Raw genomic sequence first — 25979 nt, forward strand, 5'->3', positions numbered from 1 at the left:
TGAAACGCAGCACCCAGCGGGGTGCATGACCGCGGTGGCTGCGGCACGGCGCTGGTTCATGACAAAACCGTATGTGGTCACGCGGATTTCTTCGTTGGCATGGCGGCGGGGCGCTTCTAAGGTGGACGGGGTCCTGCATTCCAACCCCCACCGATACCGAAAGCCACCGCCATGTCCGCCGTCCTCAAACCCCTGCCCACCGCCCAGCTCGCCCTCAACCCCGCGCCCCAGCGCAAGGACTGGTTCGACGCCCCGGTGGCGCGCCCCACAGTGGAGGCCGAGCGCCGCCACCGGCAGGAGACGCTGGCCGTGGCCTTCCGGTTGTTTGCGCAGCAGGGCTTCAACTACGGGCTGGCAGGCCACATCACCGCGCGCGACCCGGAGTGGACGGACCACTTCTGGGTGAACCCGCTGGGCCTGCATTTCTCGCAGATCAAGGTGTCCGACCTGCTGCTGGTCAACGCTGCCGGCGAGATCGTGGTGGGCCAGGGCCCGCTGAACCGCGCGGCGTTCGCGATCCACGCCGCGCTGCACGAGACGCGTCCCGACATCGTGGCCGCCGCGCACACGCATTCGACCTACGGCAAGGCCTGGTCAGCCCTGGGCCGCAAGCTCGATCCGCTCACGCAGGACTCGTGCATCTTCTATGAAGACCACGCGCTGTTCGACGACTTCACCGGCGTGGTGCTGGAGACCGACGAAGGTTTTCGCATCGGCGAAGCCCTGGGCGCGCAAAAGGCCGTGATCCTGCAGAACCACGGCATCCTGACCGCAGGCCCCTCGGTGGAGGCCGCCGCGTGGTGGTACATCGCGCTGGAGAACGCCTGCCAGGCCCAGTTGCTGGCCGAAGCCGCCGGCACCCCCAAGCCCATCCCGCACGAGATCGCGCAGCGCACGCATTCGCAGATCGGCGGGCCGGGTGGTGCGCAGTTCGCGTTCAAGAGCCTGTTCGACATCATCGTGCGCGACCAGCCCGAGGTGCTGCAGTGAATGCGCCACTGACGTGGGGGCAGGCCGCACGCGCGCTGGCGGTGGAGTTCGGTGCGCGCGCCGCGGTGCACGACCGCGACGCGAGCTTTCCGCACGCCAACTTTTACGGGCTGCAGCAGGCCGGCCTGCTGGCCCTGGCCGCGCCGCGGTCACTGGGCGGGCAGGGCGCGTCGGCCGCGCAACTGGCCGAGGTGATCGGCGCCATCGGCCAGGGCTGCCCGGCCACGGCGCTGGTGCTGACCATGCAGTACATCCAGCAGCGCGGCATGGGCCGCCCTGGCTCGCCCTGGCCGCAGGCACTGGCGCAGCAGCTGGTGAATGAATCGGTGCATGAGGTGTCGCTGATCAACGCACTGCGCGTGGAGCCCGAGCTGGGCTCGCCCGCGCGCGGCGGGCTGCCGGCCACGGTGGCGCGGCACACGGCCGAGGGCTGGCGCATCAGCGGGCACAAGGTGTATTCCACCGGCGCGCCCATCCTGCGTTGGTACGTGGTGTGGGCCCGCACGGACGAGGACGCGCCGCGCACCGGCGCCTTCCTGGTGCGAGCGGGCCTGCCCGGCATCCGCATCGAGGAAACCTGGGACCACCTGGGCCTGCGCGCCAGCGGCAGCCACGATGTGCACCTGCACGATGTGCTGATCCCCCACGCACACGCGCTGGACCTGCGTCTGCCACAGGACTGGGCCCGCGGCGAGCCCGCCATGCAGGCCGAGATGACGGTGATGCTGGCTGCGCTGTACACCGGCGTGGCACGCGCCGCGCGCGACTGGCTGGTGCAGTTTCTGCGGGAGCGCGTGCCCGCCAGCCTGGGCGCGCCGCTGGCGACCTTGCCCCGCGCGCAAGAGGCCGTGGGCCGCATCGAAGGCCTGCTGCTCACCAACGACCGCCTGATCGCCAGCCTGGCCCATGACCTGGATGCCGGCACGCTGGTGCCCACCGTGGACAGCGGCCTGGTGAAGGCCCTGGCCACGCGCAACGCCATCGAGGCCGTGCAGGCCGCGCTGGAGCTGACCAGCAACCACGGCCTGGCCCGCAAGAACCCGCTGGAGCGCCACCTGCGCGATGTGCTGTGCGGCCGCGTGCACACGCCGCAGGACGACAGCGCCTATGTTGCCGCGGGCCGCCGGGCGCTGGCCGTGGGGGCCGCATGAGCGCGGTGCTGACTGCGCATGACCCTGGCAGCGGGAACGTCGATGCACGTGACGACACGGACGCCAGGGTTGATGCGGATCGCTGGGTCGTTCTGAACCAGACGGGACCCGAAGCCGACGCGCTGGTGGCGGGAGCGGGCCTGCCCGTGGTGCTGGCCGCCGACGACGCCGACGTGCCCGCCTGGGAGCGCGCCGCCGACGTGGACATCCTCTTCACCGGCCCGCGCAACGGCTGGCGCCAGGCGCCGGCCACCGCACCCGCAGGCTGGCCCGGGCGATTGAAATGGGTGCACGTGGCATCTGCCGGCATCGACTTCTTTCCGCCCTGGCTGCTGCAGGTGCCGCAGGTGACCTGCTCGCGCGGCGTGGCGGCCGTGCCCATTGCCGAGTACGTGTTGACCGCGCTGCTGACGCACCAGCGCGCATGGGACACGCTGCAGGTGTCGGGCGCCGGGCCGTGGCGCGAGACGTTTGCGCGGGTGGACCAGCAACTGCCCGGCACGCTGCAGGGGCGGGCCCTGGGCATCGCGGGCTACGGCGCCATCGGGCGCGAGGTGGCGCGGCTGGCGCAGGCCTTCGGCATGCAGGTCACGGTGCTGCGCCGCGGCGGGGCGGATGTGCAGGGCGATGATGGTGTGCGCACCGCCCCCTCCATCGAGCAGCTGCTAGCGGCCTCGGACCACCTGGTGCTGGCCCTGCCGATCACCGCGCAGACCTACCACCTCATCAACGCCGCCACCCTGGCGCACGCCAAGCCTGGGCTGCACTTGGTGAACATTGCGCGCGGAGCACTCGTGGACCAGCAGGCGCTGCTGCATGCGCTGGGCAGCGGCCGCCTGGCGGGCGCCACGCTGGATGTGACCGACCCCGAGCCCCTGCCCGACGGTCACCCGCTGTACACCCACCCGCGCGTGCGGCTCACGCCCCATGTGTCGTGGGCGGCGCAGGGCGCAGCGGAATTGACGGCCCGGAAGTTCGTGGCCAACCTGGCGCGCCATGTGGCAGGGGAGCCGCTGGAAGACGTGGTGGATGGGGCGCGGGGCTACTGATGCCAGGTCGCGCGGGCGGGCAGGGGCCGCACGCGGCCAGTGCCCTGCATGCGAAAACCGCATATGGATGGTCGCAAGGCTTCGTTGGTTTAGCGCGGGCCCGGTGATGCAATGGCAGCCAGAGTCCCTTCGACAGTGCCAACCCCCTTTCACACCCGACCACCATGCTGCGCCGCCAATTCCACCATCTGCTGACCGCCTCCGTCGCCGCCAGTTCGTTCCTCTCGCCCGTGCTCACCCACGCCCAGCAGCGCGTGCTGCTGCGTGCAGGCGACCAGAAGGGCGGGCTGCAGGCGTTGCTCGACGCTGCGGGCGAACTGAAGAACCTGCCCTACGACATCAAGTGGAGCGAGTTCCCGGCCGCTGCGCCGCTGGCCGAGGCGCTCAACGCCAACGCCGTGGATTTCGGGCCCATTGGCGATGCGCCGTTGCTGTTCACTCTGGCCGCGGGCAGCCGCGTCAAGGCCTTTGCGGCCAACCGGTCGGACGCGTACGGCACCGCGGTGCTGGTGGCGCCCAACTCGCCGCTCAAGACGGCGGCCGACCTGAAGGGCAAGAGCATCGCCACCAACCGCGGCTCCATCGGCCACTTCGTCACGCTCAAAGTGCTTGAATCCGCCGGGCTCAAGGCCGACGACGTGCAACTGCGCTTCATCCCGCCGCCGGACGCCAAGCTTGCGCTCACGCAGGGCTCGGTGGACGCCTGGGCCACGTGGGAGCCCTACACCGCGCTGGCCGAAACCAGCGGCCATGCGCGCGTGCTGGTCAGTGGCCGGGGGCTGTGGACGGGCCTGTCTTTCCTGGCCGCCACCGACGCGGCGCTGGCCGAAAAACGCACCGTGCTGCAGGACTTCAAGGAGCGCGTGGCACGGGCGCAGGTCTGGTCGTACCAGAACTCCAAATCTTTTGGCCAGTCTCTGGCCCGCATCGTCGGCATCCCGGCCGACGCAGCGCAGCTACAGTTCGACCGCCGCGCCACCCGCTGGCAGGACATCGACGCCCAGGTGCTGGCGGACCAGCAGAAGACGGCCGACTTCTATCTGGCGGCCGGGCTCATCAAGCAGCGGCTCGATGTGCGGGGCACGTTCGATACGAGCTTCAATGTGGGCAAGGGCTGAGCGAGACGTCTGCGACGCTTTCGTCGTGAAGCAGGCCTCCTCGCTTTTCAGGCGGGGCTTGGTGGGGCGCGCTGCGAGGCTTCGACAAGCTCAGCCCGAACGGGTGGGGGTGAGGGGCCATCGGCCGAGGGCCATCCCCGCCCATTCGCGCTAAGTCTGTCGAAGTGCTGCTCCCGACCCACCGCTCCGTGAACGGTCAACCATCGATCGAACCGCGGTCCAGACCTTCAACCCGCGGGGTGCATAGCGCGCGGCGCAAGCACCATCGCGCCAGCCGCACCACAATCGGGTCCCATGACCTCTTCCTCGACGATGCTGCGGCTGATCAGCCTGGCGGCCTTTTGCAGCATGGCGTCCATGCGCGTGTGCGACCCGATGCTGGTCGCACTGTCCCTCGAATACCAAATCACCACCGGCGATGCCTCAGCCGTGATCGCGGCGTTTGCCGTGGCCTACGGCGTGCTGCAGCTGGTGTACGGCCCGCTGGGCGACCGCATCGGTAAGGTGCGCGTGATCATCGGCGCCACGGCGGCGTGCGCGGTGTTCAGTGCCGTCACCGCACTGGCGCAGAGCTTCACGCTGCTGGTGGTGGCGCGCGCCGCCATGGGTGCGGCCGCGGCGGGGATCATTCCGCTGTCGATGGCCTGGATCGGTGACGAGGTGGCCTACGAGCAGCGGCAGGAAACCCTGGCGCGCCTCATGGTGGCCACCGTCACCGGGATGATGGCGGGCCAGTGGTTTGGCGGCTTTGCCACCGAAACGCTGGGCTGGCGCGCGGCGCTGGGCGCATTGGCCGTGCTGTTCTTTGCCGCCGCCACGCTGCTGCTGCGCCATGCACGCGCCAGCGGGGCGCTGCGGCCTGCCGCCGCACCGGGCGCACCGGCCTTCTCGCTGGCCAATTACCTGGCGGGCACTTTGGCCCTGCTGCGCATCGAGCGTGTGCGCTGGGTGCTGACGGTGGTGGCCATCGAGGGGGCGCTCGCGTTCGGCACGCTGGCTTTTGTGCCGGCACGAATGGTCGATGGCTTCGGCTTATCGGCCGCCGCGGCCGGGGGCGTGATGGTGCTGTACGGCGTGGGCGGCCTGATCTACAGCGTGTTCGCGCGCCGCTGGCTGGCCGCGCTGGGAGAGCGGGGCCTGGCCATCACGGGCGCCACGCTGATCGCCGTGGGCCTGCTGTCTTTGGCCTGGGCCCCGGCGGTGGGCTGGGCGATGCTGGGCTGCTTCATGGCGGGCATCGGCTTTTACATGCTGCACAACACGCTGCAGGTGCAGGCCACGCAAATGGCACCGCAGGCGCGGGGCGCGGCGGTGACCATGTTCGCGTGCCTGCTGTTCCTGGGCCAGTCCACGGGTGTCTTGATCGTGGCGTTCAGCGTCGACCGGGGCTGGCTGCCGCCCGTGTTCTCGGTGGCGGCGCTGGGCGTGTTCGTGCTGGGCCTGCTGGTCTCGCGCCGGGTGCAGGCGCGCGGGGCCGTGGTTGCAGGCGCCTGAGGCGCAAGGCCCCGGCGGGGCCCCTTTGTCCGCCACCGCTGGGGGATACCCGCAGACCTTCGGCCTGCAGGGTTTTCGCTTGTAGACTCCGAGAGGACCGTGTGCGGTGGCATGCCCAGAGGGCAAGCACCATGCGCACACGGCCCCGCCCTGGCTGCAGCGCACCTGCGGGCCACTCCCCACTTTGGATCATCCACTACGACACAGACTCCGGGCCGACCTTTTTGCCATGACCGATTCCTTCCCGCCCGCATCCCTTGGATTTCCGCACGCCGCTGGCGTGATGAGTGACAAGATCCGGCACTACGACTGGGCCAGTCACCCGCTGGGCCCCGCCGAAGGCTGGCCGCGGGCGCTGCGGTTTGCGGTGGAGATGGTGCTGTCGTCGGACTTTCCCAAGTGCCTGATGTGGGGCGAGGACCGCTACTGCTTCTACAACGATGCATTTGGCACCATTCTGGGCGACAAGCCCGACGCGCTGGGCCGCCCGGTGCAGGAGGTGTGGAGCGAGGTGTGGGATGTGATCGGCCCCATCGTGGACAAGGCGTTCCAGGGCGAGTCCACCTTTGTCGAGGACTTTCCGCTCACCATCAACCGCCACGGCTACAGCGAAGAGGCGTACTTCACCTTCTGCTACAGCCCGGTGCGCGACGACAACGGCGCCGTGGTCGCCATGATGGACACGGTGATCGAAACCACCGGCAAAGTGGCAGCCGAGCGGCGCTTGCGCGAGGCCGCAGCGTCGCTGGAGCAGCAGGTGGCCGAGCGCACGGCCGACCGCAACCGCCTGTGGCTCGGCTCGGACGCGCTGCTGATGGTCACGCGCTTCGACGGCCACATCGTGGCGGTGAACCCGGCCTGGACGTCGGTGCTGGGCTGGACGGAGCAAGAAACCGTGGGCCGGCCCGTGCAGGCCTTTGCCCACCCGGAGGACGAGCCCACGCTGGTGCGCGAGCTTCAGTCGCTGCAAAAGGGCGCGCCCAAGCGCCAGGGCACGCTGCGCTACCGCCACCGTGACGGCACGGACCGCTGGGTGGCGTGGACGGCCGCGCCGGCCGACGGCTTCGTGCAGGCCGTGGGCCGCGACGTGACCGAGGAGCGCGCCCAGGCCGAGGCCCTGCGCAGCGCCGAGGAGCAATTGCGCCAGAGCCAGAAGATGGAAGCGCTGGGGCAGCTCACGGGCGGCATCGCGCACGACCTGAACAACATGCTGCAGGGCATCGTCCTGCCGCTGCAGATCATCCGCCAGCGCATTGCCCAGGGCCGCGAGGAAGAGGCGGGCAAATACATCGACGCCGGCCTGGCCGCCGCCAAGCGCGCAGCGGCGCTCACGCAGCGGCTGCTGGCGTTCTCGCGCCGCCAGCCGCTCGACTCGCGCGCGGTGGACCTGGGCGCGTCGCTGAGCAGCCTGGAGACCATCGTGCGCAGCACCTGCGGCGAAAACATCACGCTGCAGATGTCGCTGCAGCCGGACCTGTGGCCGGCGTACACCGACGTTCACCAGTTCGACAACGCGGTGCTGAACCTTTGTATCAATGCCCGCGACGCCATGCCCGACCGGGGCACCCTGCGCATCGCGGCCGACAACGTGCAGTTGCAGGCATCGGGCGACGACTCGGTGCTGGGCCTGGACGCTGGCGACTACGTGCGCGTGGCCGTGAGCGACACCGGCACCGGCATGCCGGCCGATGTGATGGCCCGCGCGTTCGACCCGTTCTTCACCACCAAGCCGCTGGGGCAGGGCACGGGGCTGGGGCTGTCGATGATCTACGGCTTCATGCGGCAGTCCGGCGGCATGGCCGTGCTGGAGAGCACCGTGGGGCAGGGCACGCGCGTGTCGCTGTACTTTTGCCGGTCGCGCGCCGAAGCCCCTGCCGAGCGTACCGAGCCTGCCACCCCGCTCACCAGCCCGCGCCGCCCGGACTCGGCCCTGGTGGTGGAAGACGACGACACCGTGCGCGCACTGGCCGTGGAGCTGCTGCGCGACAACGGCTTTTACGTGATGGAGGCCGCGTCGGGCAGCGCGGCCATGGCCTTGCTGTCGGGTGCCGTGCACTTCGATTTGCTGCTGTCCGACGTGGGGCTACCCGGGCCCAACGGCCGCCAGGTGGCCGACTACGCGCGCGAAAAGCTGCCCGCCATCAAGATCATCCTCATGACGGGCTACGCCGAGCAGGCGGCCATGAACCCGCAGTTCCTGGGCACGCAGATGGAGCTGCTGGTCAAGCCTTTCGATGCGCAGGCGTTGGTCAACAAGGTGCATGCTGTGATGGGGACGGGCGGGTAGGCTGGGGCGCTGTCAGGGGCGCGACGGCGCTGATCTGTCGGACTCTGATCCGTGCGTGCCTGACGCTGGCCCAACGGGCCGGTGTGTTCATGTTTGCACTGGTATGCCCGCCTGTGATCTGAAATGCCTTCTACCGCGCATCTGGTAAGCGCTGAATGCTATCAATAATATAGCAAGTGCAGCCGCTAGCACTGTTCATATAAGCGTCAGGTCTAACCAATCGATTTTTCTATCGTTTGAGATATGAGGCTTTGCCGATACATTTCCTGCATCCCTTTTTTTCACTGACATGGGCGCCGCAGCGGGTTGACAACAGCCTGTGCGGCGCTCTGGCATTTCCATGATCGATTTACGGGGTATCACCCAAACCTACCAGGGCTCACAAGGCCCGGTCGAGGCCTTGAAGGGCATTGACCTGCACATCACGTCCGGCGAAGTGTTCGGCATCATCGGCAAAAGCGGCGCGGGTAAAAGCTCGCTGGTGCGCGTCATCAACCTGCTCAACCGCCCCACCACGGGCCAGGTCATCGTGGATGGCCGAGACCTGACCCAGCTCAATGACTCGCAACTGCGCGAAGCGCGCCGAGACATCGGCATGGTGTTCCAGCACTTCAACCTGCTGTCGTCGCGCACCGTGTTCGACAACGCCGCGCTGCCGCTGGAGCTGGCCGGCATGGACAAGGCGGCCATCCGCGAGCGCGTGAACCCGCTGCTGGAGCTGGTGGGCCTGTCGGCCCTGGCAGACCGCTACCCCGCGCAGATCAGCGGCGGCCAAAAGCAGCGCGTGGGCATTGCGCGCGCGCTGGCCAGCCGGCCCAAGGTGCTGCTGAGCGACGAAGCCACGTCCGCGCTGGACCCGGAGACCACACGCTCCATCCTGGACCTGCTGCGCCAGGTCAACCGCGAGCTGGGCCTCACCGTGGTGCTCATCACGCACCAGATGCAGGTCATCAAGCAGGTGGCGGACCGTGTGGCCGTGATCGAGGCCGGCCGCATCGTGGAGCAGGGCCGCGTGCTGGAGGTCTTCACCCGCCCGCAGCAGCCCATCACCCAAAGCCTGATCGACGAGATCTTGCCGCAAGAGTTACCCCCCAGCGTGCTCGGCCACGTGCGCAAGCTCGCCAGCCAGCTGGGCGCCGGGCGCACCGGCCGGCTGCTGCGCCTGTCGTACGCGGGTGACAGCGCCTACCAGCCCATCCTGTCGCAGCTGATCCGCGAGTTCGGCGTGGACATGAGCATCCTGCACGGCCAGGTGGACGAGATCCAGGACGAGACCTTCGGCTCGCTGGCCGTGTACGCCAGCGGCGAGGCCGAGCGCCTGTCCGGCGCCGTGGCGCACCTGCGCGCGGGTGGTGTCGAGGTCGAAGAAGTCGCCGTGGCGGCCTGAACAGAAAAGGACTACGACCCATGTTCAACAACTTCACCCCCGCCATGCTCGACCTGTTCGCGTCCTCGCTGTGGGAGACGCTCATCATGGTGGGCATCTCCGGCATCGTCGGCGGCCTCATCGGCGTGCCGCTGGGCGTCTTTTTGCGGCTGACGGACCACGGCGGCGTGCTGGAAAACGGCCCCACCAACAAGCTCGTGGGCTGGCTGGTCAATGCCGTGCGGTCCACGCCATTCATCATCTTGCTGGTGGCGATCATTCCGTTTACGCGCTTCATCACCGGCTCGTCCATCGGCACGGCCGCCGCCGTGGTGCCCCTGACCATCGCCGCCGCGCCGTTCGTGGCACGCCTGGTCGAAGCCGCACTGCGTGAGGTCGACCACGGCCTGGTCGAAGCCGCCCAGGCCATGGGCGCCACCACCAGCCAGATCGTCTGGAAGGTGCTGCTGCCCGAGGCACTGCCCGGCATCGTCGCGGGCCTGACCATCACTTTCGTCAGCCTGACCGGCTACTCGGCCATGGCCGGCGCCATCGGCGGCGGCGGCCTGGGCGACCTGGGCATCCGCTACGGCTACCAGCGCTTCTTGCCCGAGATCATGCTGGCCGTGGTGCTGGTGCTGATCTTCTTCGTGCAGGCGGTGCAGAGCCTGGGCGATTGGGCGGTGCGCAGGCTGAGCCACCGGTGAGGGCGGGGCCGGTGCCAGCCACCTTGTAGGCATCCCAGGCATGCGGGTTCGACGCCTTGTCTTCGCCTGTATCGCAGGGGTGGCGACTTTCGCCCTGGCAGCTGTGGCTGCGGGCGAGTTACTCAGTCATCCTGCTCATCGGAAGATCGGCCCCGCCCCGCACGATTTTCCGGTGCGGGCGTTTCTGGCCCACACATCCGCCGGGCAGGCCGTGGCGGGGTGGCTGGCCACAGGACGGCCCGGCAAGGGGGCCGTGCAGCTGCTGCACGGCGTGCGGGCAGACAGAACGCAGATGCTGGCCCGCGCGCGGTTTCTGAACCCAAGGAGCTGTGGCGCGTGGAAGGGGCCGGGCATGTGGACCTGCAGCGTTCGGGCCCGCTGCGTATAAGGACACGGTGCTGCGGTTCTGGCCCGGCACATGCCGGCGCAGTCACGGGGCCTCTCCGCGGTGGGTGTCCGGGCCACGCGCCCGACCGTCCGACGCTCTGCCTTGCCAACAGAAAAGGCCTTCTCCGCTTGTGGCAGAGAAGGCCTTTTCAGTGGGGGGGCGGTGGCGGTCGTTGGCGCCACCGCGCGCTGGTTACTTGGCCAGTGCCTTGCGGAAATCCGGGTCGGCGATCAGCTGGCCGACGAGCTTGCGGTACAGGCCTTCGTAGTTCTGCGCTGCCGCAGGAATGGCGATGGCGCCGACGAAGGAGGATTCCCATTCAGCCTTGGCGGTCAGGTCCTTCTCGTAGCGCTTTTCGGTGCCCCGCATGACGGTGAAGCGCACCTTGATCAAGCCCTTGCCGGTGCCGATGTCGGGCTCCAGCTGGGTGTCCAGCAGCACGCCGGAGATGACGGCGGCGGCTTGGGGGTTGAGCAGTCCGGCGGCTGCCAGCTCCACCCTCAGGCTTTCGCGAACGTACTCGGCGAAGGAGCTGTTGGTGGGGGCTTGCAAGGTGTTGACACCGCGCATCGAGTGGCCCTTGTCGATGGTCGCAGGCTTGGCCGCGTCCAGCGTGAACGAGCCCACACGCGTTTCAGCCAGGTCTGCGCGGCGCAGGTTGGCGGTGTTTTCGGCGGTGGGTTGCGGAGCGCCCATGGTGAGTTGGGCGCACCCTGTGAACAGGACGACGGATGCCAGAGCGAAGAGCTTGATGAGTGTGGTTTTCATGGTGGTGCCTTGGGCTGTTACTTGAGCTGCGGGTTGGTGGACAGGTCCCGCAATGCGTTGGCTACGATCTGCCGGGTCATGGTGCGCAGGCCTTCTTCGATGCTGGCGGACTTGACGGCATTGGCCGGCGCCGAGGCATTGCCGATCGTGGTGTGAACGGCGTGCCGCGCTGTGCTGACCAGTGTGGAGCTTCCGTCGGCGGGCACGTAGGTCACGGTGCAGACAAAGCCGTCTGTGACCGCGCTGCCTGCCAGGCCGAATGTGAGGCCCGTCACAAAGCCTTGCTGCGCCGCATCCTTGGTGATGGGCACGTTGTTGATGGTGATGGTCAGCAAGGCTGTTTTGCCTGTGGCTTCGCCAGCGGCGATCTCGAAGATGCCTGTTTTCTTCACCTGGGCGGTGACCTGGTCCTTCAAAAATTGCGTGGCCCGCGTGTTGGGCGCGCCGCTGTTCTGGTAGTCGAAGACCAGCGTGGCGGGTATCGCGGTGGCTGGGCGCCTGATGTCCGCATCCCCAACTTCCTTGGTGGCGGTATCGACGTAGACGGATGCGCAACCCGTCAGGAAGACGGCAGCCGCCATGAACAGAGCACTTGCGCCTCTGGATAACCACGAACGGTTTCTATTTTTCATATGTCTTGATGTTGAAATTGAAAATCCCAGGCAGGAGTGCGTGCCAGTCTCCGCCGACGGCGGGCACGGCCCGTTCCTGCCTCCCTCTTGCTTGCTTGCTTGCGAGTGACAGCTGACCAGCCGAAACTCGCGGGGCGATTCTAGGAGAGGGCCGTGCGCAAAAAATGCTGAAAGCCGGTTTTGGGCCGGGCAGCAACACTTGGCGATTTGAAGACGCCGTTGGGACTGACAGGTGGGGGCAGCCGAACTCTGGTCCTGGCACATTCGCTATGGTTTTTATAGCTGGTGGCGCTTTCGTTGAGGGCGGTAGAGGCATTTTTAGGCAGAAGGGCTGCTGCTTCTCTCCCAGACCGTTTCCGAGCCACTACCATCGCCCATCCCTCGACTCCTGATCGCCAGCCCATGACCACCCCCAACCACGCCCCGTCCGACGAATGCGCCCAGTTGCGCACAGCCCTGCTGGGCTTGCACCGCACCCTGGTGGAACTGGAGCGGCGCGACTATGAGAAGCAACACGGCCAGCAGTCTGCGGGGCAGTTTCTGCAGCTCATGGCGTACGACGAGTCCATGCGGTGGCTGGAGCCGTTGAGCCGGTTGATCGTGATGCTGGACGAGGCGCTGGATGCGCAAGGCAAGGGCATTGACAGCGTCGCCCCCACGGTGGTCGCTCAGCGGGTGCGCGACCTGCTGCGGCTCGACCGGGATCAGCCTGGAGAGTTTGGTGCGCGGTACCTTCACCACTTCGACCAGTCGCCCGACCTGGCGGTGGAGCACGCTGGACTGCTGCGTGCGTTGAATCGCTGAACCGCTAACTTGCCGCGCTATGCAGCGGCAGGCGCATCTGTTGGGGTCCGCAAGCAGCCTCGCCGAAACCGTTTCGCGCCGCGCGACCTCTCGCTACGAGCGTGCAGCACTGCACTGCACTGCACTGCGCGGCACGGCACGGCGGAGCGAGTTGGCGCAGTGCATGGTTGCCGCCCTGGCACCCGCCAACGGGCGCCCCCAGGCCTCAGCGCATCAGTCCGTCGATATCTTGTGTTCCGTCACCAGCCTGCCAAAGCGCGCGGTGTCGCTCGCGATCTGCTGCGCCATTTGCGCCGGGGTGTTGCCGATGGGCTCGGCGCCGATGTCCTGCATGCGCTTTTTGAAGTCGGCCGACTGGATCACCTTGACCATCTCGGCGTTGAGCCGCTCCACCACCTCGGGCGGTGTGCGGGCGGGGGCCAGCACGCCGAACCAGGTGCCGATGTCAAACCCCGGAAAGCCGCTTTCCGCCAGCGTGGGCACATCGGGCAGCGACGAAGACCGCCTGGCCGTGGTCACTGCCAGCGCGCGCAGCTTGCCGGCCTTGATGTGGGGCAGCACGGGGGTCACCGTGTCGAACGACATCGACACCTGGCCGCCCAGCAGGTCGGTGGTCAGCGGGCCGCTGCCCTTGTAGGGCACGTGCAGCAGCGGCTGGCCGATGGCGGCGGCGAACTGCGTGCCGATCAAATGTTGCGCGGTACCAGCACCGTTGGAGCCGTACGAGAACTTGTCAGGCGCGGCCTTGATCAAGGCCACCAGTTCCTTCACATCCTTGGCGGGCGTGGTGGCGGCCACGGCGAGCACGTTGGGCACCAGGGCCACGGTGGTGATGGGCGCAAAGCTCTTTTGAAAGTCGTAGCCGAGCTTCTTGTACACGCTGGTGGCGATGGTGTGGTGCACCGCGCCCATCAGCAGCGTGTGGCCGTCGGGCGCGGCCTTGGCCACGTAGTCGGCGCCGATGGTGGCGCCCGCGCCGCCGCGGTTTTCCACGATCACCGGCTGGCCCAGGGCCGCGCCCAGCTTTTCGCCCAGTGCGCGCGCCAGCACATCGGTGGTGCCGCCTGCGGCAAACGGCACGACGAGCGTGACGGGCTTGGTCGGCCACGCTGGCGTTTGCGCCCTGGCCTGGGTGCCCGACAAGCACCAGACGGCTGCCGCGATGGCGACGCCAGCCATGAGGCTGCGGCGTGAGGGCAGGGCGTGCGGCTGTGCAGCCCGGGTGGGCCGTTGCGTGGCGGTGGAACGGGGAAGGGCGATGGGGTTCATAGTTGTCTCCGTTGTGTTTTTTGTGGCAGGGCCTGTGGTGGGGACCTGTGGGGCGCGCATGGCTTCGCTGGCCATGTCTGCGCGAGTGCGGCTGGCGCTCTGATGAACGTTCCGCCTGCAACGACGTGGCCCCTGGCGGGTGGTGACCTACGGTCGCCTTGCCAGGGGCTCTACGGCGTGCCGCGCCTCAGGCCGCGCGCTGCAGCGGTGCCCGCGCCAGCAGGTCGCAGACCGCGTCGGTCACCTGCGCCGTGGTGGCCGAGCCGCCCAGGTCGCGGGTGTGCAGGGCCGGGTTGGCGGTGACCTGCTCGATGGCCTGCATCACCTGCCGGGCGGCCTCGGTCTCGCCCAGGTGCTCCAGCAGCATCACCACCGACCAGAAGGTGCCGATGGGGTTGGCCAGGCCCTTGCCCATGATGTCGAAGGCCGAGCCGTGGATGGGCTCGAACATGCTCGGGTAGCGGCGCTCCGGGTCGATGTTGCCGGTGGGCGCGATGCCCAGGCTGCCGGCCAGCGCGGCGGCCAGGTCCGAGAGGATGTCGGCATGCAGGTTGGTGGCGACGATGGTGTCCAGCGTGGCGGGGCGGTTGACCATGCGGGCCGTGGCGGCGTCCACCAGTTCCTTGTCCCACTTCACGTCGGGGAACTCCTGGCTGACCTGCGCGGCGATCTCGTCCCACATCACCATCGCATGGCGCTGGGCGTTGCTCTTGGTGATGACGGTGAGCAGCTTGCGGGGGCGGGACTGCGCCAGGCGGAAGGCAAAACGCAGGATGCGCTCCACGCCCACCCGGGTCATCATGGAGACGTCGGTGGCGGCCTCGATCGGGTGGCCCTGGTGCACGCGGCCGCCCACGCCGGAGTATTCGCCTTCGGAGTTTTCGCGCACGATGACCCAGTCCAGGTCCTTGGGGGCGCAGCGCTTGAGCGGTGCGTCGATGCCCGGCAGGATGCGCGTGGGCCGCACGTTGGCGTACTGGTCGAACCCTTGGCAGATTTTCAGGCGCAGTCCCCACAGCGTGATGTGGTCGGGGATGTCCGGGTCGCCGGCCGAGCCGAACAGGATGGCGTCCTTGCCGCGCAGGGCATCGAGCCCATCGGCCGGCATCATCACGCCATGGGCGCGGTACCAGTCGCCGCCCCAGCCGAAGTTTTCGAACTCGAACTGCAGGCCGGGGTGCTGGGTGGACAGGGCTTCGAGCACGCGCTGGCCGGCGGGAATCACTTCCTTGCCGATGCCGTCTCCGGGAATGGTGGCTATTGCGTAGGTGGTCATGGTGGTAGGGCGTTGAACGCGGTGGGTGGCTGAAGGGATGGAGCGGACTGTAGGCCTGGACGCGGCGCAGGAACGGCGATAAAGTGAATCCATCGTTAACCCTGGGTTGAAGATTTAGCCGATGAGTTCCAGCACCATCCAGCCCGCCGAACTGGGTTTTTTCTCCACCCTGGCCGCCAGCCCCAGCCTGAGTGCCGCCGGGCGCGAGATGGGCGTCTCCACCGCCGCTGTCAGCAAGCACCTGGCGCAGATGGAGCGGCGCCTGGGCGTGGTGCTGGTGAACCGGTCCACGCGCCGCATGAGCCTCACGCCCGAGGGCGAACTGCTGCTGGAGCACGCGCGCCGCATCCTGCGCGAGATCGATGCGCTGGACGAGCTCATCGTGCAGTCCCGCGCCAGCCCCAAGGGCCTGCTGCGCGTGAACGCCACGCTGGGCTTCGGGCGCATGCACATCGCGCCGGCTATCTCCGACTTCGTGCGGCTGTACCCTGAGGTGGATGTGCAGTTGCAGCTGTCGGTTCACCCGCCACCCATCACCGACGACGCCTACGACGTGTGCGTGCGGTTCGGCGAGCCACCCGACGGCCGCGTGATCGCCCGGCGCATCGCACCCAACCGGCGCGTGCTGTGCGCGGCGCCGGCCTACCTGGAGCGCCACGGCCGGCCCCGCGTGCCGCGCGACCTGATGGCCCACCAGTGCATCGGCATCCGCCAGGGCGACGAGGCCTACGGCCTGTGGCGGCTGACCACCGGGCGGGGCAGCAAGGCCCACACCGAGTCCATCAAGATCACCGGCAACCTGACCACGAACGACGGCGAGATCGCCGTGCTGTGGGCGTTGCAGGGGCACGGCATCGTGATGCGTGCCGAGTGGGACGTGAACAGGCACCTGGCGCAGGGCCTGCTGGAGCCCGTGCTGCCGCACTACCAGACGCCTGCGGCCGACGTGTACGCGGTGTACCCCCAGCGCCACCAGTTCTCGACGCGGGTGCAGACCTTCGTGAAGTTTCTGGCTGAGGCGTTGGCGAAGTCGGGCACGCTGGCGGGGGTGGACGTGGGAGACGGCGCAGGGCCCGGGCCTGGTGCGAAGAAAGCGGCCAGGGCTGGTACGAAACCGGGCGCCAGGGATGCGGCGGCAAAGCGCCCGGCCAGCAGTCCGTGAGGCCGCAGCGGGCCTGGAGTTGGTGGCTCAGGACGACAGCCGCACCATGAGCAGCCCTGCGCACACCAGCACGGCCGACATGATGCGCGCCGGGCCCATGCGCTCCTTGAGCAGCCAGGTGGAGATCAGCGCCACCAGCAGCACGCTGGTCTCGCGCAGGGCCGACACCGCGCCCATGGGGGCCCGTGCCAGCGCCCACACCGCAATCCAATACGCCCCCATCTGCATGGTGCCCGCGGCGCTACAGCGCCAGAGCATGGCGCGGTCCACGCAGAAGGTGCGGGGCCCCTTCCACAGCAGCACGATGAGCGCCGTGGCAATGCCGTCGCCTAGCGTGAGGATGACTGCAAAGCCGATGGCCGAACCCGCCTGGCGCGCACCCATGGCGTCGATCACCGTGTAGGCGGCGATCAGCGCCCCCGTCAGCAGTGCATAGCCCACAGCCTTGCGCTGGGCGCGGCCGCTCCCCGTGCCGCTGCGGATGAGCGCTAGCGACAGCACGCCTGTGCACAGGCACGTCACGCCCCACACCGCGCCCACGCCGGGCCATTCGCCCGCAAACACTGCGGCGCCCAGCATCACCATCAGCGGCGCGGAGCCCCGGGCGATGGGGTACACCTGCCCCATGTCCCCGTGGTTGTAGGCCACGGGCAGGGCGAAGTGGTAGGCCGTGTGCACCGCGATCGACAGGGCTAGCAGCGGCCAACTGGCCGACGCCGGCAGGTCCACCCACGGCAGCGCCAGCAGGGACAACCCGCTGCCCATCAGCGTGGTGATCGCCATGGCGGTGATCCGGTCGCCGCCCACCTTGATGGCACTGTTCCACCCGGCATTGAGTGCCGCGGACAGCAGCACGACGAAGAAAATGTCGTTTGTGAGCATGAGGGCGCAGCATTTTATTTGGATGCGTGATGATCTTTTTGAAGCAGACTTCTGTAAAGTTGAGTTCAATGATGATTGGATTCAGGATTTCTGATGCGAAACCTCAACCTCGACCAAGTGCAGACGCTGATAGCGATCGCCGACCTGAAAACGCTGGCCGCGGCGGCCCAGGCCCTGCACCTGGCGCCCCCCACCGTGAGCCTGCACATCAGTGAGCTGGAGTCGCGCCTGGGGACCACGTTGGTGGTGCGCGGCCGGCGGCAGGCCAGCCTGACTGCCGCGGGCCAGGTGATGGTCGACGCGGGGCGCCGGCTGCTGGCCGCTGCGGACGAGGCGGTGGAGCAGGTGCACCGGCGTGCGCAGGGGCTGCAGGGCGTGGTGCGCCTGGCCACCACGGCCGGCGTGAGCGCGGGCCTGCTGCCGCCGCTGATGCAGTGGCTGGCCCAGCAGAGCCCCGGGGTGGACGTGAAGCTGGATGTGCTCAGTTCTGCCGAGTCGATGGCCCGCCTGGTGGCAGGCACGCTCGACCTGGCCATCGTGGCCCTGCCGCAGGCGTCGGGCAGCGGGGTGCAGGTGGACGCCTGGCGCAGCGACCCCATGGTGGCGCTGGTGCCTGCGGCGTGGCCCGCGCCGCCGCAGGTCACGCCCCAGTGGCTGGCGGATCAGCGCTGGATGTCGTTCGGCCCGGCCACGCTGATGTACCGTCTCACGGCCGGCTGGTTCGCCCAGGCCGGCCTGAACCCGCGGCCCCGCATGGAGTTGAACCACCCGCTGGCGCTGCGCAGCCTGGTGGTGGCTGGCCATGGCGTGGCCGTGCTGCCGCTGGAGCAGCCGGGCGTGGCGGGACAGCATGGCGAGCCGGACGGCGCGGAGCTGCAGGTGCGCCCGCTGCACCCGCCCTTGCTGCGCGAACTGGGGCTCGCCCGCCGGTCCGCCGACGCGCAGGACCCGGCCATCCTGGCGGTGTGGCGCGCGCTGGACACGTTTGCCAACGTGGCGGCACCGCCGCCGCCCTCACACCGTGTTGTGCAGGCCTGAAAGAAAGTAGCGCGCCGCCTCCGGCAGCGGTCTGTCCTTGCGGATGATGGAGCCGAAGGCGCCCATCTTGTGCTTTATGTGGCAGGGCAGGATGCACAGCAGATTGTGCCGCGCGTAGATGTCGGCGATCGACAGGGGAATCACCGCAATCATCGTGGTGTCCGCGATCAGGCGCATGGTGGTCAGGATGGACGCGGTCTCGACCAGCCCGCGCGGCAATGGAGCATGGATGGCGCGGAACTCCTGCTCCAGCACGTCCCGCATGGGGCTGCCGGAGGGCTGCAGGATCCAGGAGTATTCGAGCAGGCTGTCGAACGGAACATGCTTCTTGGTGGACAGCGGGTGGTCCACGCCCACCACCACCGACAGCGTTTCGTTTTCCAGCGGCTGAAAGATGAAGTCGGCGCGGTGCTCGGGCGCCACCCGGCCCACGGCGATGTCGATGGAGCCGTCCTTGAGCATCTCCACCAGCCGGTCGCTGGTGTCCAGCGTCACGTGGATCGTGATCAGCGGGTAGGTCTTGTTGAGCGCGATGATGGCCTGGTTGAGCAGCGTAGGCAGCGGGGCCATGATGCAGCCGACCGACACCCGCCCGGAGCTGCCCAGCTGCAGCTCGTCGAGCTCGCGCACCATCGACTCCAGCGAGCCGCGCATGCCCTGGAAGAAGCCCAGCACCTTCTCGCCGGCCTGCGTCATCTTCTGGCCGCGGCCATCGCGCTCGAAGAGCCGCTGCCCCAGCGCCGACTCCAGTTCCTGAATCATCTTGGTGGCCGCCGGCTGGCTCATGCCCAGCTCTGCGGCCGCACGGCGCAGCGTGCCGTGGTCCGCAAAGCTCAGCAGCAATGCCACCTGGCGCATGCGCAGGCGGTTGAGGATCTGGGAGACCAGAAGCTGGGTGTTTTCAGGCATGTCTGACAGCACAAAAGTTTGTATGTACCAAATAGTACATATAAATCATAAATGATAGCCATGGGTTATCTGTCGAGTGCAACTTTTCAATATACGTTAATAGTATTTGTTCTTATATTCGCCCCCCATCCGCTGCCTGAAGCTTTTTGTAACCCCTGCGTACATGCCGTACATGATGAAGTCCACCAAGCCCGTCGTTGCCATCACCCTCGGAGACCCTGCAGGCATAGGCCCCGAACTGATCGCCAAACTGCTGGCCACACCCGGCGTCACAGAGCAGGCCAACATCGTCGTGGTGGGGGACCACTGGGTGTGGCTCGAGGGGCAGCGCGTCGCGGGGGTGAACGTCGCCACGCAGGCAATCGCTGGCCTGTCCGATGTGCGAAGCCGCGCAGACAGCAGTCGCCCCGCTTTCCTGAGCGTCGCCACGATCAAGCCGGAGCAAGTGCAGCTCGGCCAGGCCAGCGCCGACTGCGGCGCCTCGGTGCTGCAGGTGCTGGACCGGTGCATGGATGGAGCGCAGGCGGGCGAGGTGGATGCCATCTGTTTCGCCCCCCTGAACAAGCACGCCATGAAGCTGGGCGGCCTGGCGCGTGAAGACGAGCTGCACCACTTCGCCGAGTACCTCGGCGTGCAGGGCTACTTCTGCGAATTCAACACCCTGGGTGACCTGTGGACGTCGCGCGTGTCCTCGCACATCCCGCTCAAGGATGCGGCCCGCATGCTGAGCCAGGAGCGCATTGTCAGCGCCGCCCGGCTCATCTACCAATCGCTGCAGGCCAGCGGCCACCCCGAGCCCAGGGTGGCGGTGGCTGCGTTCAACCCGCATGGCGGCGACGGCGGCATGTGCGGGCGGGAAGAGATCGACATCATCGCCCCCGCGGTGCGGCAGCTCAGGGACAGCGGCTTTCCGGTGGAGGGCCCGTTCCCGGCGGACACCATCTTCCTCAAGGCCCGCGACGGCCTCTACCAGGCGATCGTGACCATGTACCACGACCAGGGCCAGATCGCCATCAAGCTCATGGGATTCAGCAAGGGCGTGACGGTGCAAGGCGGGCTGCCAGTGCCCATCACCACCCCGGCGCACGGCACCGCTTTCGACATTGCCGGCCAGGGCATGGCCGATGTCAATGCCACGCGCAACGCGTTTCAGATCGCCGCCCGCATGGGGCACAGCGCGTCGCAGGCCCGTGACCAGGCCACCTCCAACCACTGACCACCAGGACACCGCGCACCATGAAAATCAAATCCGTCCGCGCCCGCGTTTTCCAATGGAAGGGCAAGACCGTGCCGCCGCAAGGCAACTTCTGCTCCAACGCGATGGACCTGCTCTACGCGCCGCAGGAGACCATGAGCACCTTCCGTTTCCATGCGTGGACGGTGGTCGAGATCGAGACCGACGACGGCATCGTGGGCCTGGGCAATGTGGCCCTGGCGCCCAGCATCGCCAAAGCCATCATCGACCAGTACCTGGCGCCGCTGGTGATCGGCCAGGACCCGTGGGACTACGAATATCTGTGGCAGCGCATGTACCGGGCCACGCATGCCTGGGGCCGCAAGGGCGTCACCATGGCCGCGATCTCGGCGGTGGACCTGGCCATCTGGGACATCCTGGGCAAGAGCGTGAACAAGCCCGTGTTCAAGCTGCTGGGCGGGCGCACGAAGGAGAAGATCCCCTGCTACTACTCCAAGCTGTACCGCACCCGCCTCGAAGACATGCAGCAGGAAGCGCAGAAGTTCCTGGACCAGGGCTTCACGGCGTTCAAGATGCGTTTCGGCTACGGCCCGGCGCACCTGCAGCAGGGCGTAAGGGAGAACCTCCGGTCCGTCGAGGCCGTGCGCGAGGTGATCGGTTATGACAACGATCTCATGCTCGAGTGCTACATGGGCTGGAACGTCGAGTACGCCAAGCGCATCCTGCCCAAACTCGAAAAGTTCGAGCCCCGCTGGCTGGAGGAGCCCGTCATCGCGGACGACATCGACGGCTATGCCGAGCTCAACCAGCTCACCAGCATCCCGATCTCGGGCGGAGAGCACGAGTTCAGCCTCTACGGGTTCAAGCAACTGCTGGACAAGAAGGCGGTGAGCGTCGTGCAGTACGACACCAACCGTGTCGGCGGCATCACTGCGGCCCACAAGATCAATGCACTGTGCGAGGCCTACAGCGTGCCTGTCATCCCGCACGCCGGGCAGATGCACAACTACCACCTGACCATGAGCACGCTGGCGTCGCCCATGGCCGAGTACTTCCCCATCTTCGACGTCGAGGTGGGCAACGAGCTGTTCTGGTACATCTTCGACGGAGAGCCCATCGCGGAAAACGGCTTCATCCAGCTCAAGGACGACGTGCCGGGCCTGGGCCTGACGCTCAAGACGGACTACCTGGACCAGTTCGACATCACCGAGTGAGCAGCATGCCCGGACTCTCCAGCCCGCGCTTGCGCGGCATCTTCCCTGTGGCGCCGACCACCTTCCATGAAGACGGCAGCCTGGACCTTGCGAGCCAGAAACGCTGCGTGGACTTCATGATCGACTCCGGCGTGGACGGCCTGTGCATCCTCGCCAACTTCTCAGAGCAGTTCCTGATCTCGGATGAAGAGCGGGAGAGCCTCACGCGCACCGTGCTCGAGCATGTGGCAGGCCGCGTGCCGGTCATCGTCACCACCACCCACACCGGCACCGCGATCTGCGCAGCACGCAGCCGCCGCGCGCAGGACATGGGCGCCGCCATGGTGATGGTGATGCCGCCGTACCACGGCGCCACCTTCCGCTTCAGCGAGTCGCAGATCCACGCGTTCTACGCCCAGGTGTCCGACGCCATCGGCATTCCCATCATGGTGCAGGACGCGCCGGCGGCCGGCACGCCGCTGTCGCCCGCGTTTCTCGCGCGCATGGCGCAGGACATCGAGCAGGTCTGCTACTTCAAGATGGAAACCGCCGGTGCCGCCAACAAACTGCGCGAGCTGATCGCCTTGGGCGGCGAGGCCATCGAAGGCCCCTGGGACGGGGAAGAGGCCATCACCCTGCTGGCCGACCTGGAGGCTGGCGCCACCGGTGCCATGACGGGCGCGGGCTTTGCCGACGGTATCCGGCCCATCCTGCAGGCGCACCGCGCCGGAGACAAGGACGCGGCGTTTGCGCACTACCAGCGCTGGCTGCCGCTCATCAACCACGAGAACCGCCAGGCCGGCTTCCTGGCCGCCAAGGCCTTGATGAAAGAGGGCGGCGTGATCGCGTGCGATGCCCCCCGCCACCCCTGGCCACCCCTGCACCCCCAGGTACGCGCACAACTGCTGGACATCGCGCGGCGCCTGGATCCCCTGGTTTTGCGCTGGGCCCGCTGAAAGAACTGCATGCTTCGTTACGACAATTTCATCCACGGCGAGCGCTCGCCCGCGGCTGCCTATGCGGCCAATACGAATCCCAGCGACCTCTCGGACGTGATCGGCGAATACGCCCAGGGGGATACCGGCGACGTGAACGCTGCCGTGTTCGCGGCGAAAACCGCATTCCCGGCATGGAGCACGTCGGGCGTCCAGGCCCGGCACGATGCGCTGGAAAAGATCGCGGCCGAGATCCATGCCCGCAAGGAGGCACTGGGCAACCTGCTTGCGCGTGAAGAGGGCAAGACGCTGCCCGAAGCTATTGGCGAGGTCACGCGCGCGGGCCACATCTTCAAGTTCTTCGCGGGCGAATGCCTGCGCCTGGCGGGAGAAATGCTCCCGTCGGTCCGTCCTGGCGTGGGCGTGGAGGTCTCCCGCGAGCCGGTGGGCGTGGTGGGCCTGATCACGCCCTGGAACTTTCCCATGGCCATTCCGGCGTGGAAGATCGCGCCCGCGCTGGCCTTCGGCAACTGCGTGGTCTTGAAGCCTGCCGAACTGGCGCCCGGCTGCGCCTGGGCGCTCGCGGACATCATCCTGCGCAGCGGCATTCCGGCCGGTGTGTTCAACCTGGTCATGGGCCAGGGCCGCCTGGTCGGCGAGGCCCTGACGCGCCACCCCGACGTCGCTGCCATCAGCTTCACCGGCTCTGTGGGCGTGGGCCGCGGCATCTCCGCCGTGTGCGCGCAACTGGGCAAGAAGATCCAGGTGGAGATGGGCGGAAAGAACCCCCAGGTGGTGCTGGACGACGCAGACCTGGGCCAGGCCGTCGAACTCTGTGCGCAAAGCGCCTTCTACTCGACGGGCCAGCGCTGCACGGCCTCCAGCCGCCTCATCGTGACCGACAGGATCTATCCCGCGTTCATTGCCGCACTGCAGGCGCGGGTGCAGAAGATCAAGGTCGGCGACGCCCGCGCCATCGGCACCGACATGGGCCCGGTGGTCAGCCAGAGCCAGCTGGAGCAAGACCTGGAGTACGTCGATATCGGCCGCTCCGAAGGCGCGGCGCTGGCGGTGGGCGGGCATCCGGTCGACTGCCACACGGGCAGCGGGAAGAAGGGCTACTTCATGGCGCCCACCTTGTTCGTGGACAGCCTGCCGTCGATGCGCGTCAACTGCGAGGAGATCTTCGGCCCGGTGGCCAGCGTCATCCGCGTGAAGGACTACGAAGAGGCCCTGCAGGTGGCCAACGACACCCCGTTCGGCCTGTCGGCCGGCATCGCCACGGCGAGCCTCAAGCACGTCATGCATTTCAAACGCCACGCGCAGGCGGGCATGGTGATGGTGAACCTGCCCACCGCCGGCGTGGACTACCACGTGCCCTTTGGCGGGCGCAAGGCCAGCAGCTACGGCCCCCGCGAGCAGGGCTCGCACGCCCAGGAATTTTTCACCACCGTGAAGACGACCTACATCCACGCATGACCGCGAACGACACCACTTCTTCCTTGCGGATCCTGGACACGCGCGTGGCGCCGGTGTTTGCGGGCGCGTCGCTGCGCCGGCTGTGCACGGGCGCCATCTGGAGCGAGGGGCCCATCTGGCTGTCGCAGGACCAATCCGTGCTGTGGAGCGACATCCCCAACAACCGTATCCTGCGCTGGAGCGCCGCGTCCGGCATGTCGGTGTGGCGCGAGCAGGTGGAGTTCACCAACGGACATGCGCTGGACCGCGAAGGCAACCTGCTCCATTGCTCGCACGGCCTGCGCGCCATTGTCCGCACCCCGCAGGTACAGGGCGTGATCCGCGCCGACACCATCGACGAGGTGCTGGTACGCGAGTTCCAGGGCAAGCGCCTGAACTCCCCCAACGATGTCGTGGTGCAGAGCAATGGCTGCATCTGGTTCACCGACCCGCCGTACGGCATTTTGAGCGACCGCGAAGGCCACCAGGGGCGGCGCGAGCAGCCGCACAACCATGTGTTTTGCTATGACCCCGCTGCGGGAACGCTGCACGCGGCCTCCGACTTCATGCAGGAGCCCAATGGCCTGGCGTTCTCGCCGGACGAGCAGTTGCTGTATGTCAGCGACACCTCGGCAGCCCTGAGCGCCGACGGCACGGGCCACCACCACATCGTGGTGTTCGATGTGAAGGGCCACACGCTCCAGAACCCGCGCGTCTTCGCCGAGATATCCCCCGGCCTGCCGGACGGATTTCGCGTCGACCACTGCGGCTGGATCTACACCAGCAGCCTGGACAGCGTGCAGGTGTACCACCCCGACGGAACGCTGCTGGGAAAGATCCTGGTGCCTGAAAAGGTCGGCAACCTCACCTTCGGGGGCGTGCGCGGCGACACGCTGTTCATTGCCGCCAGCACATCGCTCTACAGCATCGTCCTCAATACCCGCGGAGCCATCCGACCATGACCGACAACATCCTTTTGCTGGTGGAAAAATGCAGCCACTGCCTGAGCTACTACGACATCGACACCGGTGAGCGCCTGGCCAGCATCCAGTTGCCAGACTTTCCCCACGAGTTCGTGATCGACTCGCAGGAGCGGTACGCGTACATCGGCCACTACGGTGTCGAGACGTCGGGCCACCTGGGTTTTGGCGGCACGCAGATCTTCCAGGTGGACATCGCCCGCCGCGAGTTGGCCCGGACCATCGACATCGCGCCCTTCAACCGGCTGCACGGCATGCAGATGGACGCACAGGACCGGCTGTACGCACTGAGCGAAGACCGCGCGCAGCTTGTCGTGCTGGACCACCCAGCCACCGACACCGCGCCGCGCCGCGCGGTCAGCACCGGCGGCATCAAGAGCCACCTGTTCGCGCTGACGCGCGACGGCCAGACGGCGTACGCGATGAACCTGCTGTCGCATACCGTGACCAAGATCCGCCCGCACGACGCCACGGCAGCACCCGTCGCCTGCGCACCCGGCGAGAAGCCCGAGGGCTATGCGCTGAGCGAGGACGAGAAGACCCTGTACGTGACATGCCGCTGGAGCAACACGCTGTGCGCCATCGACACGGCCACCATGCAGGTCAAGTACCAGGCGCCGTCGCGCGACGATGCCACGCGCTTGTACCTGTACCGCGACGGCCGCCTGGTGGTCACCAACTACGGGGCCCGCAGCCTGTCCATCGTGGACCCTGCGACCTTGCAGGAGACGGCCCACGTGCAGATGGACGCCCGGGCCATCGCGTTGAGCTTTCACCCCACACGCCCCATCGCCTTCGTCAGCCAGGACAACGATCTGCTCGGGTACTTCCACATGGAGACGCTGCAGTTCGAGCGCTTCGTGCCCACGCAGCGCGAGCCCGACGTGTCGCGTGTTCTCAGCCGTTCGCACGCATAGCAACACGGAAG

At 67.7% G+C, this 25979-nt stretch carries 23 protein-coding genes; 17 read left to right on the top strand and 6 right to left on the bottom strand.

Annotated elements, in window-relative coordinates; translation table 11 throughout:
- Positions 1-171 precede the first annotated feature (171 nt).
- The 8 genes from ACSQ3D_RS07725 (at position 172) to ACSQ3D_RS07760 (ending at position 10162) form a co-directional block, all read left to right on the top strand.
- Positions 172-990 carry a class II aldolase/adducin family protein gene (locus tag ACSQ3D_RS07725; protein ID WP_436126471.1) on the top strand — a complete coding sequence of 273 codons (819 nt, stop codon included), beginning with the start codon at positions 172-174 and terminating at the stop codon, positions 988-990.
- Positions 987-2141 (top strand): acyl-CoA dehydrogenase family protein, encoded by a 1155-nt coding sequence (locus ACSQ3D_RS07730; RefSeq protein WP_436126472.1) that lies wholly within the window; start codon positions 987-989, stop codon positions 2139-2141. The genes ACSQ3D_RS07725 and ACSQ3D_RS07730 overlap by 4 nt, the downstream gene beginning before the upstream one ends.
- A gap of 5 nt (positions 2142-2146) precedes the next feature.
- Positions 2147-3190: an NAD(P)-dependent oxidoreductase gene (locus ACSQ3D_RS07735; RefSeq protein ID WP_436126473.1), complete on the top strand. Its 1044-nt coding sequence runs from the start codon at positions 2147-2149 to the stop codon at positions 3188-3190.
- A 164-nt stretch (positions 3191-3354) separates the two neighbouring features.
- Positions 3355-4308, top strand: coding sequence for an ABC transporter substrate-binding protein (locus ACSQ3D_RS07740; RefSeq protein WP_436126474.1), 954 nt, complete (start codon positions 3355-3357; stop codon positions 4306-4308).
- 294 nt (positions 4309-4602) lie between these two features.
- Complete coding sequence (locus ACSQ3D_RS07745; RefSeq protein WP_436126475.1) at positions 4603-5802, top strand: MFS transporter; 1200 nt, start codon at positions 4603-4605, stop codon at positions 5800-5802.
- Positions 5803-6031: 229 nt separating this feature from the next.
- Positions 6032-8089 carry a PAS domain S-box protein gene (locus ACSQ3D_RS07750; RefSeq protein ID WP_436126476.1) on the top strand — a complete coding sequence of 686 codons (2058 nt, stop codon included), beginning with the start codon at positions 6032-6034 and terminating at the stop codon, positions 8087-8089.
- A gap of 340 nt (positions 8090-8429) precedes the next feature.
- Complete coding sequence (locus ACSQ3D_RS07755; protein ID WP_436126477.1) at positions 8430-9476, top strand: methionine ABC transporter ATP-binding protein; 1047 nt, start codon at positions 8430-8432, stop codon at positions 9474-9476.
- A 20-nt stretch (positions 9477-9496) separates the two neighbouring features.
- Complete coding sequence (locus ACSQ3D_RS07760; RefSeq protein WP_056168360.1) at positions 9497-10162, top strand: methionine ABC transporter permease; 666 nt, start codon at positions 9497-9499, stop codon at positions 10160-10162.
- Between the two features lie 580 nt (positions 10163-10742).
- On the opposite strand, the gene ACSQ3D_RS07765 is transcribed toward ACSQ3D_RS07760, so the two are convergent.
- A complete protein-coding gene (locus tag ACSQ3D_RS07765) occupies positions 10743-11318 on the bottom strand; it encodes a hypothetical protein (RefSeq protein ID WP_056412650.1) in 576 nt (191 codons plus the stop codon).
- Positions 11319-11335: 17 nt separating this feature from the next.
- Positions 11336-11899: a hypothetical protein gene (locus tag ACSQ3D_RS07770; RefSeq protein WP_436126478.1), complete on the bottom strand. Its 564-nt coding sequence runs from the start codon at positions 11897-11899 to the stop codon at positions 11336-11338.
- A gap of 453 nt (positions 11900-12352) precedes the next feature.
- Here ACSQ3D_RS07770 and ACSQ3D_RS07775 point away from each other — a divergent pair, with 453 nt between their 5' ends.
- Positions 12353-12754, top strand: coding sequence for a hypothetical protein (locus tag ACSQ3D_RS07775; RefSeq protein WP_436126479.1), 402 nt, complete (start codon positions 12353-12355; stop codon positions 12752-12754).
- 213 nt (positions 12755-12967) lie between these two features.
- Here ACSQ3D_RS07775 and ACSQ3D_RS07780 read toward each other — a convergent pair whose 3' ends face one another.
- Both ACSQ3D_RS07780 and ACSQ3D_RS07785 read right to left on the bottom strand, forming a co-directional pair.
- Positions 12968-13933, bottom strand: coding sequence for a Bug family tripartite tricarboxylate transporter substrate binding protein (locus ACSQ3D_RS07780; protein ID WP_436126729.1), 966 nt, complete (start codon positions 13931-13933; stop codon positions 12968-12970).
- 277 nt (positions 13934-14210) lie between these two features.
- Positions 14211-15299 (bottom strand): tartrate dehydrogenase, encoded by a 1089-nt coding sequence (locus ACSQ3D_RS07785; protein WP_436126480.1) that lies wholly within the window; start codon positions 15297-15299, stop codon positions 14211-14213.
- A 121-nt stretch (positions 15300-15420) separates the two neighbouring features.
- On the opposite strand from ACSQ3D_RS07785, the gene ACSQ3D_RS07790 reads away from it, so the two are divergent.
- Entirely contained in the window at positions 15421-16461 is a 1041-nt protein-coding gene (locus tag ACSQ3D_RS07790; RefSeq protein WP_235503924.1) for a LysR family transcriptional regulator, read from the top strand.
- Between the two features lie 27 nt (positions 16462-16488).
- On the opposite strand, the gene ACSQ3D_RS07795 is transcribed toward ACSQ3D_RS07790, so the two are convergent.
- Positions 16489-17343, bottom strand: coding sequence for an EamA family transporter (locus tag ACSQ3D_RS07795; protein ID WP_436126481.1), 855 nt, complete (start codon positions 17341-17343; stop codon positions 16489-16491).
- 93 nt (positions 17344-17436) lie between these two features.
- Between ACSQ3D_RS07795 and ACSQ3D_RS07800 the strand changes: the two genes are divergently transcribed.
- Positions 17437-18381 carry a LysR family transcriptional regulator gene (locus tag ACSQ3D_RS07800; protein WP_436126482.1) on the top strand — a complete coding sequence of 315 codons (945 nt, stop codon included), beginning with the start codon at positions 17437-17439 and terminating at the stop codon, positions 18379-18381.
- Here ACSQ3D_RS07800 and ACSQ3D_RS07805 read toward each other — a convergent pair.
- On the bottom strand, positions 18358-19290 hold the full coding sequence (locus tag ACSQ3D_RS07805) for a LysR family transcriptional regulator (protein WP_436126483.1): 933 nt from the start codon (positions 19288-19290) through the stop codon (positions 18358-18360). The two genes, ACSQ3D_RS07800 and ACSQ3D_RS07805, sit on opposite strands and share 24 nt — an antisense overlap.
- A 172-nt stretch (positions 19291-19462) precedes the next feature.
- On the opposite strand from ACSQ3D_RS07805, the gene ACSQ3D_RS07810 reads away from it, so the two are divergent.
- From ACSQ3D_RS07810 to ACSQ3D_RS07835, 6 genes are read left to right on the top strand one after another with little or no spacing between them, the layout of a single operon-like run.
- On the top strand, positions 19463-20506 hold the full coding sequence (locus ACSQ3D_RS07810) for a 4-hydroxythreonine-4-phosphate dehydrogenase PdxA (RefSeq protein WP_436126484.1): 1044 nt from the start codon (positions 19463-19465) through the stop codon (positions 20504-20506).
- A 20-nt stretch (positions 20507-20526) separates the two neighbouring features.
- The gene (locus ACSQ3D_RS07815; protein WP_436126485.1) at positions 20527-21699 is read left to right on the top strand and encodes an L-rhamnonate dehydratase; all 1173 of its coding nucleotides are present in this window, start codon (positions 20527-20529) and stop codon (positions 21697-21699) included.
- A 5-nt stretch (positions 21700-21704) separates the two neighbouring features.
- Positions 21705-22634 carry a dihydrodipicolinate synthase family protein gene (locus ACSQ3D_RS07820; RefSeq protein ID WP_436126486.1) on the top strand — a complete coding sequence of 310 codons (930 nt, stop codon included), beginning with the start codon at positions 21705-21707 and terminating at the stop codon, positions 22632-22634.
- 9 nt (positions 22635-22643) lie between these two features.
- Positions 22644-24092 carry an aldehyde dehydrogenase family protein gene (locus ACSQ3D_RS07825; protein ID WP_436126487.1) on the top strand — a complete coding sequence of 483 codons (1449 nt, stop codon included), beginning with the start codon at positions 22644-22646 and terminating at the stop codon, positions 24090-24092.
- On the top strand, positions 24089-25033 hold the full coding sequence (locus tag ACSQ3D_RS07830; RefSeq protein ID WP_436126488.1) for an SMP-30/gluconolactonase/LRE family protein: 945 nt from the start codon (positions 24089-24091) through the stop codon (positions 25031-25033). The genes ACSQ3D_RS07825 and ACSQ3D_RS07830 overlap by 4 nt, the downstream gene beginning before the upstream one ends.
- Positions 25030-25968: a YncE family protein gene (locus tag ACSQ3D_RS07835; protein WP_436126489.1), complete on the top strand. Its 939-nt coding sequence runs from the start codon at positions 25030-25032 to the stop codon at positions 25966-25968. The genes ACSQ3D_RS07830 and ACSQ3D_RS07835 overlap by 4 nt, the downstream gene beginning before the upstream one ends.
- Positions 25969-25979 lie beyond the last annotated feature (11 nt).

The sequence above is a fragment of the Acidovorax sp. LjRoot117 genome (assembly GCF_964252695.1).
Lineage (GTDB): Bacteria > Pseudomonadota > Gammaproteobacteria > Burkholderiales > Burkholderiaceae_C > Acidovorax.

Coding starts and splice junctions, on each gene's coding strand:
- ACSQ3D_RS07740 (WP_436126474.1), top strand. CDS start 3,355: ATGCTGCGCCGCCAATTCCACCATCTGCTGACCGCCTCCGTCGCCGCC.
- ACSQ3D_RS07800 (WP_436126482.1), top strand. CDS start 17,437: ATGCGAAACCTCAACCTCGACCAAGTGCAGACGCTGATAGCGATCGCC.
- ACSQ3D_RS07825 (WP_436126487.1), top strand. CDS start 22,644: ATGCTTCGTTACGACAATTTCATCCACGGCGAGCGCTCGCCCGCGGCT.
- ACSQ3D_RS07820 (WP_436126486.1), top strand. CDS start 21,705: ATGCCCGGACTCTCCAGCCCGCGCTTGCGCGGCATCTTCCCTGTGGCG.
- ACSQ3D_RS07770 (WP_436126478.1), bottom strand. CDS start 11,899: ATGGCGGCTGCCGTCTTCCTGACGGGTTGCGCATCCGTCTACGTCGAT.
- ACSQ3D_RS07795 (WP_436126481.1), bottom strand. CDS start 17,343: ATGCTCACAAACGACATTTTCTTCGTCGTGCTGCTGTCCGCGGCACTC.
- ACSQ3D_RS07805 (WP_436126483.1), bottom strand. CDS start 19,290: ATGCCTGAAAACACCCAGCTTCTGGTCTCCCAGATCCTCAACCGCCTG.
- ACSQ3D_RS07775 (WP_436126479.1), top strand. CDS start 12,353: ATGACCACCCCCAACCACGCCCCGTCCGACGAATGCGCCCAGTTGCGC.
- ACSQ3D_RS07785 (WP_436126480.1), bottom strand. CDS start 15,299: ATGACCACCTACGCAATAGCCACCATTCCCGGAGACGGCATCGGCAAG.
- ACSQ3D_RS07815 (WP_436126485.1), top strand. CDS start 20,527: ATGAAAATCAAATCCGTCCGCGCCCGCGTTTTCCAATGGAAGGGCAAG.
- ACSQ3D_RS07755 (WP_436126477.1), top strand. CDS start 8,430: ATGATCGATTTACGGGGTATCACCCAAACCTACCAGGGCTCACAAGGC.
- ACSQ3D_RS07745 (WP_436126475.1), top strand. CDS start 4,603: ATGACCTCTTCCTCGACGATGCTGCGGCTGATCAGCCTGGCGGCCTTT.
- ACSQ3D_RS07750 (WP_436126476.1), top strand. CDS start 6,032: ATGACCGATTCCTTCCCGCCCGCATCCCTTGGATTTCCGCACGCCGCT.
- ACSQ3D_RS07835 (WP_436126489.1), top strand. CDS start 25,030: ATGACCGACAACATCCTTTTGCTGGTGGAAAAATGCAGCCACTGCCTG.
- ACSQ3D_RS07790 (WP_235503924.1), top strand. CDS start 15,421: ATGAGTTCCAGCACCATCCAGCCCGCCGAACTGGGTTTTTTCTCCACC.
- ACSQ3D_RS07725 (WP_436126471.1), top strand. CDS start 172: ATGTCCGCCGTCCTCAAACCCCTGCCCACCGCCCAGCTCGCCCTCAAC.
- ACSQ3D_RS07780 (WP_436126729.1), bottom strand. CDS start 13,933: ATGGCTGGCGTCGCCATCGCGGCAGCCGTCTGGTGCTTGTCGGGCACC.
- ACSQ3D_RS07830 (WP_436126488.1), top strand. CDS start 24,089: ATGACCGCGAACGACACCACTTCTTCCTTGCGGATCCTGGACACGCGC.
- ACSQ3D_RS07765 (WP_056412650.1), bottom strand. CDS start 11,318: ATGAAAACCACACTCATCAAGCTCTTCGCTCTGGCATCCGTCGTCCTG.
- ACSQ3D_RS07810 (WP_436126484.1), top strand. CDS start 19,463: ATGATGAAGTCCACCAAGCCCGTCGTTGCCATCACCCTCGGAGACCCT.
- ACSQ3D_RS07760 (WP_056168360.1), top strand. CDS start 9,497: ATGTTCAACAACTTCACCCCCGCCATGCTCGACCTGTTCGCGTCCTCG.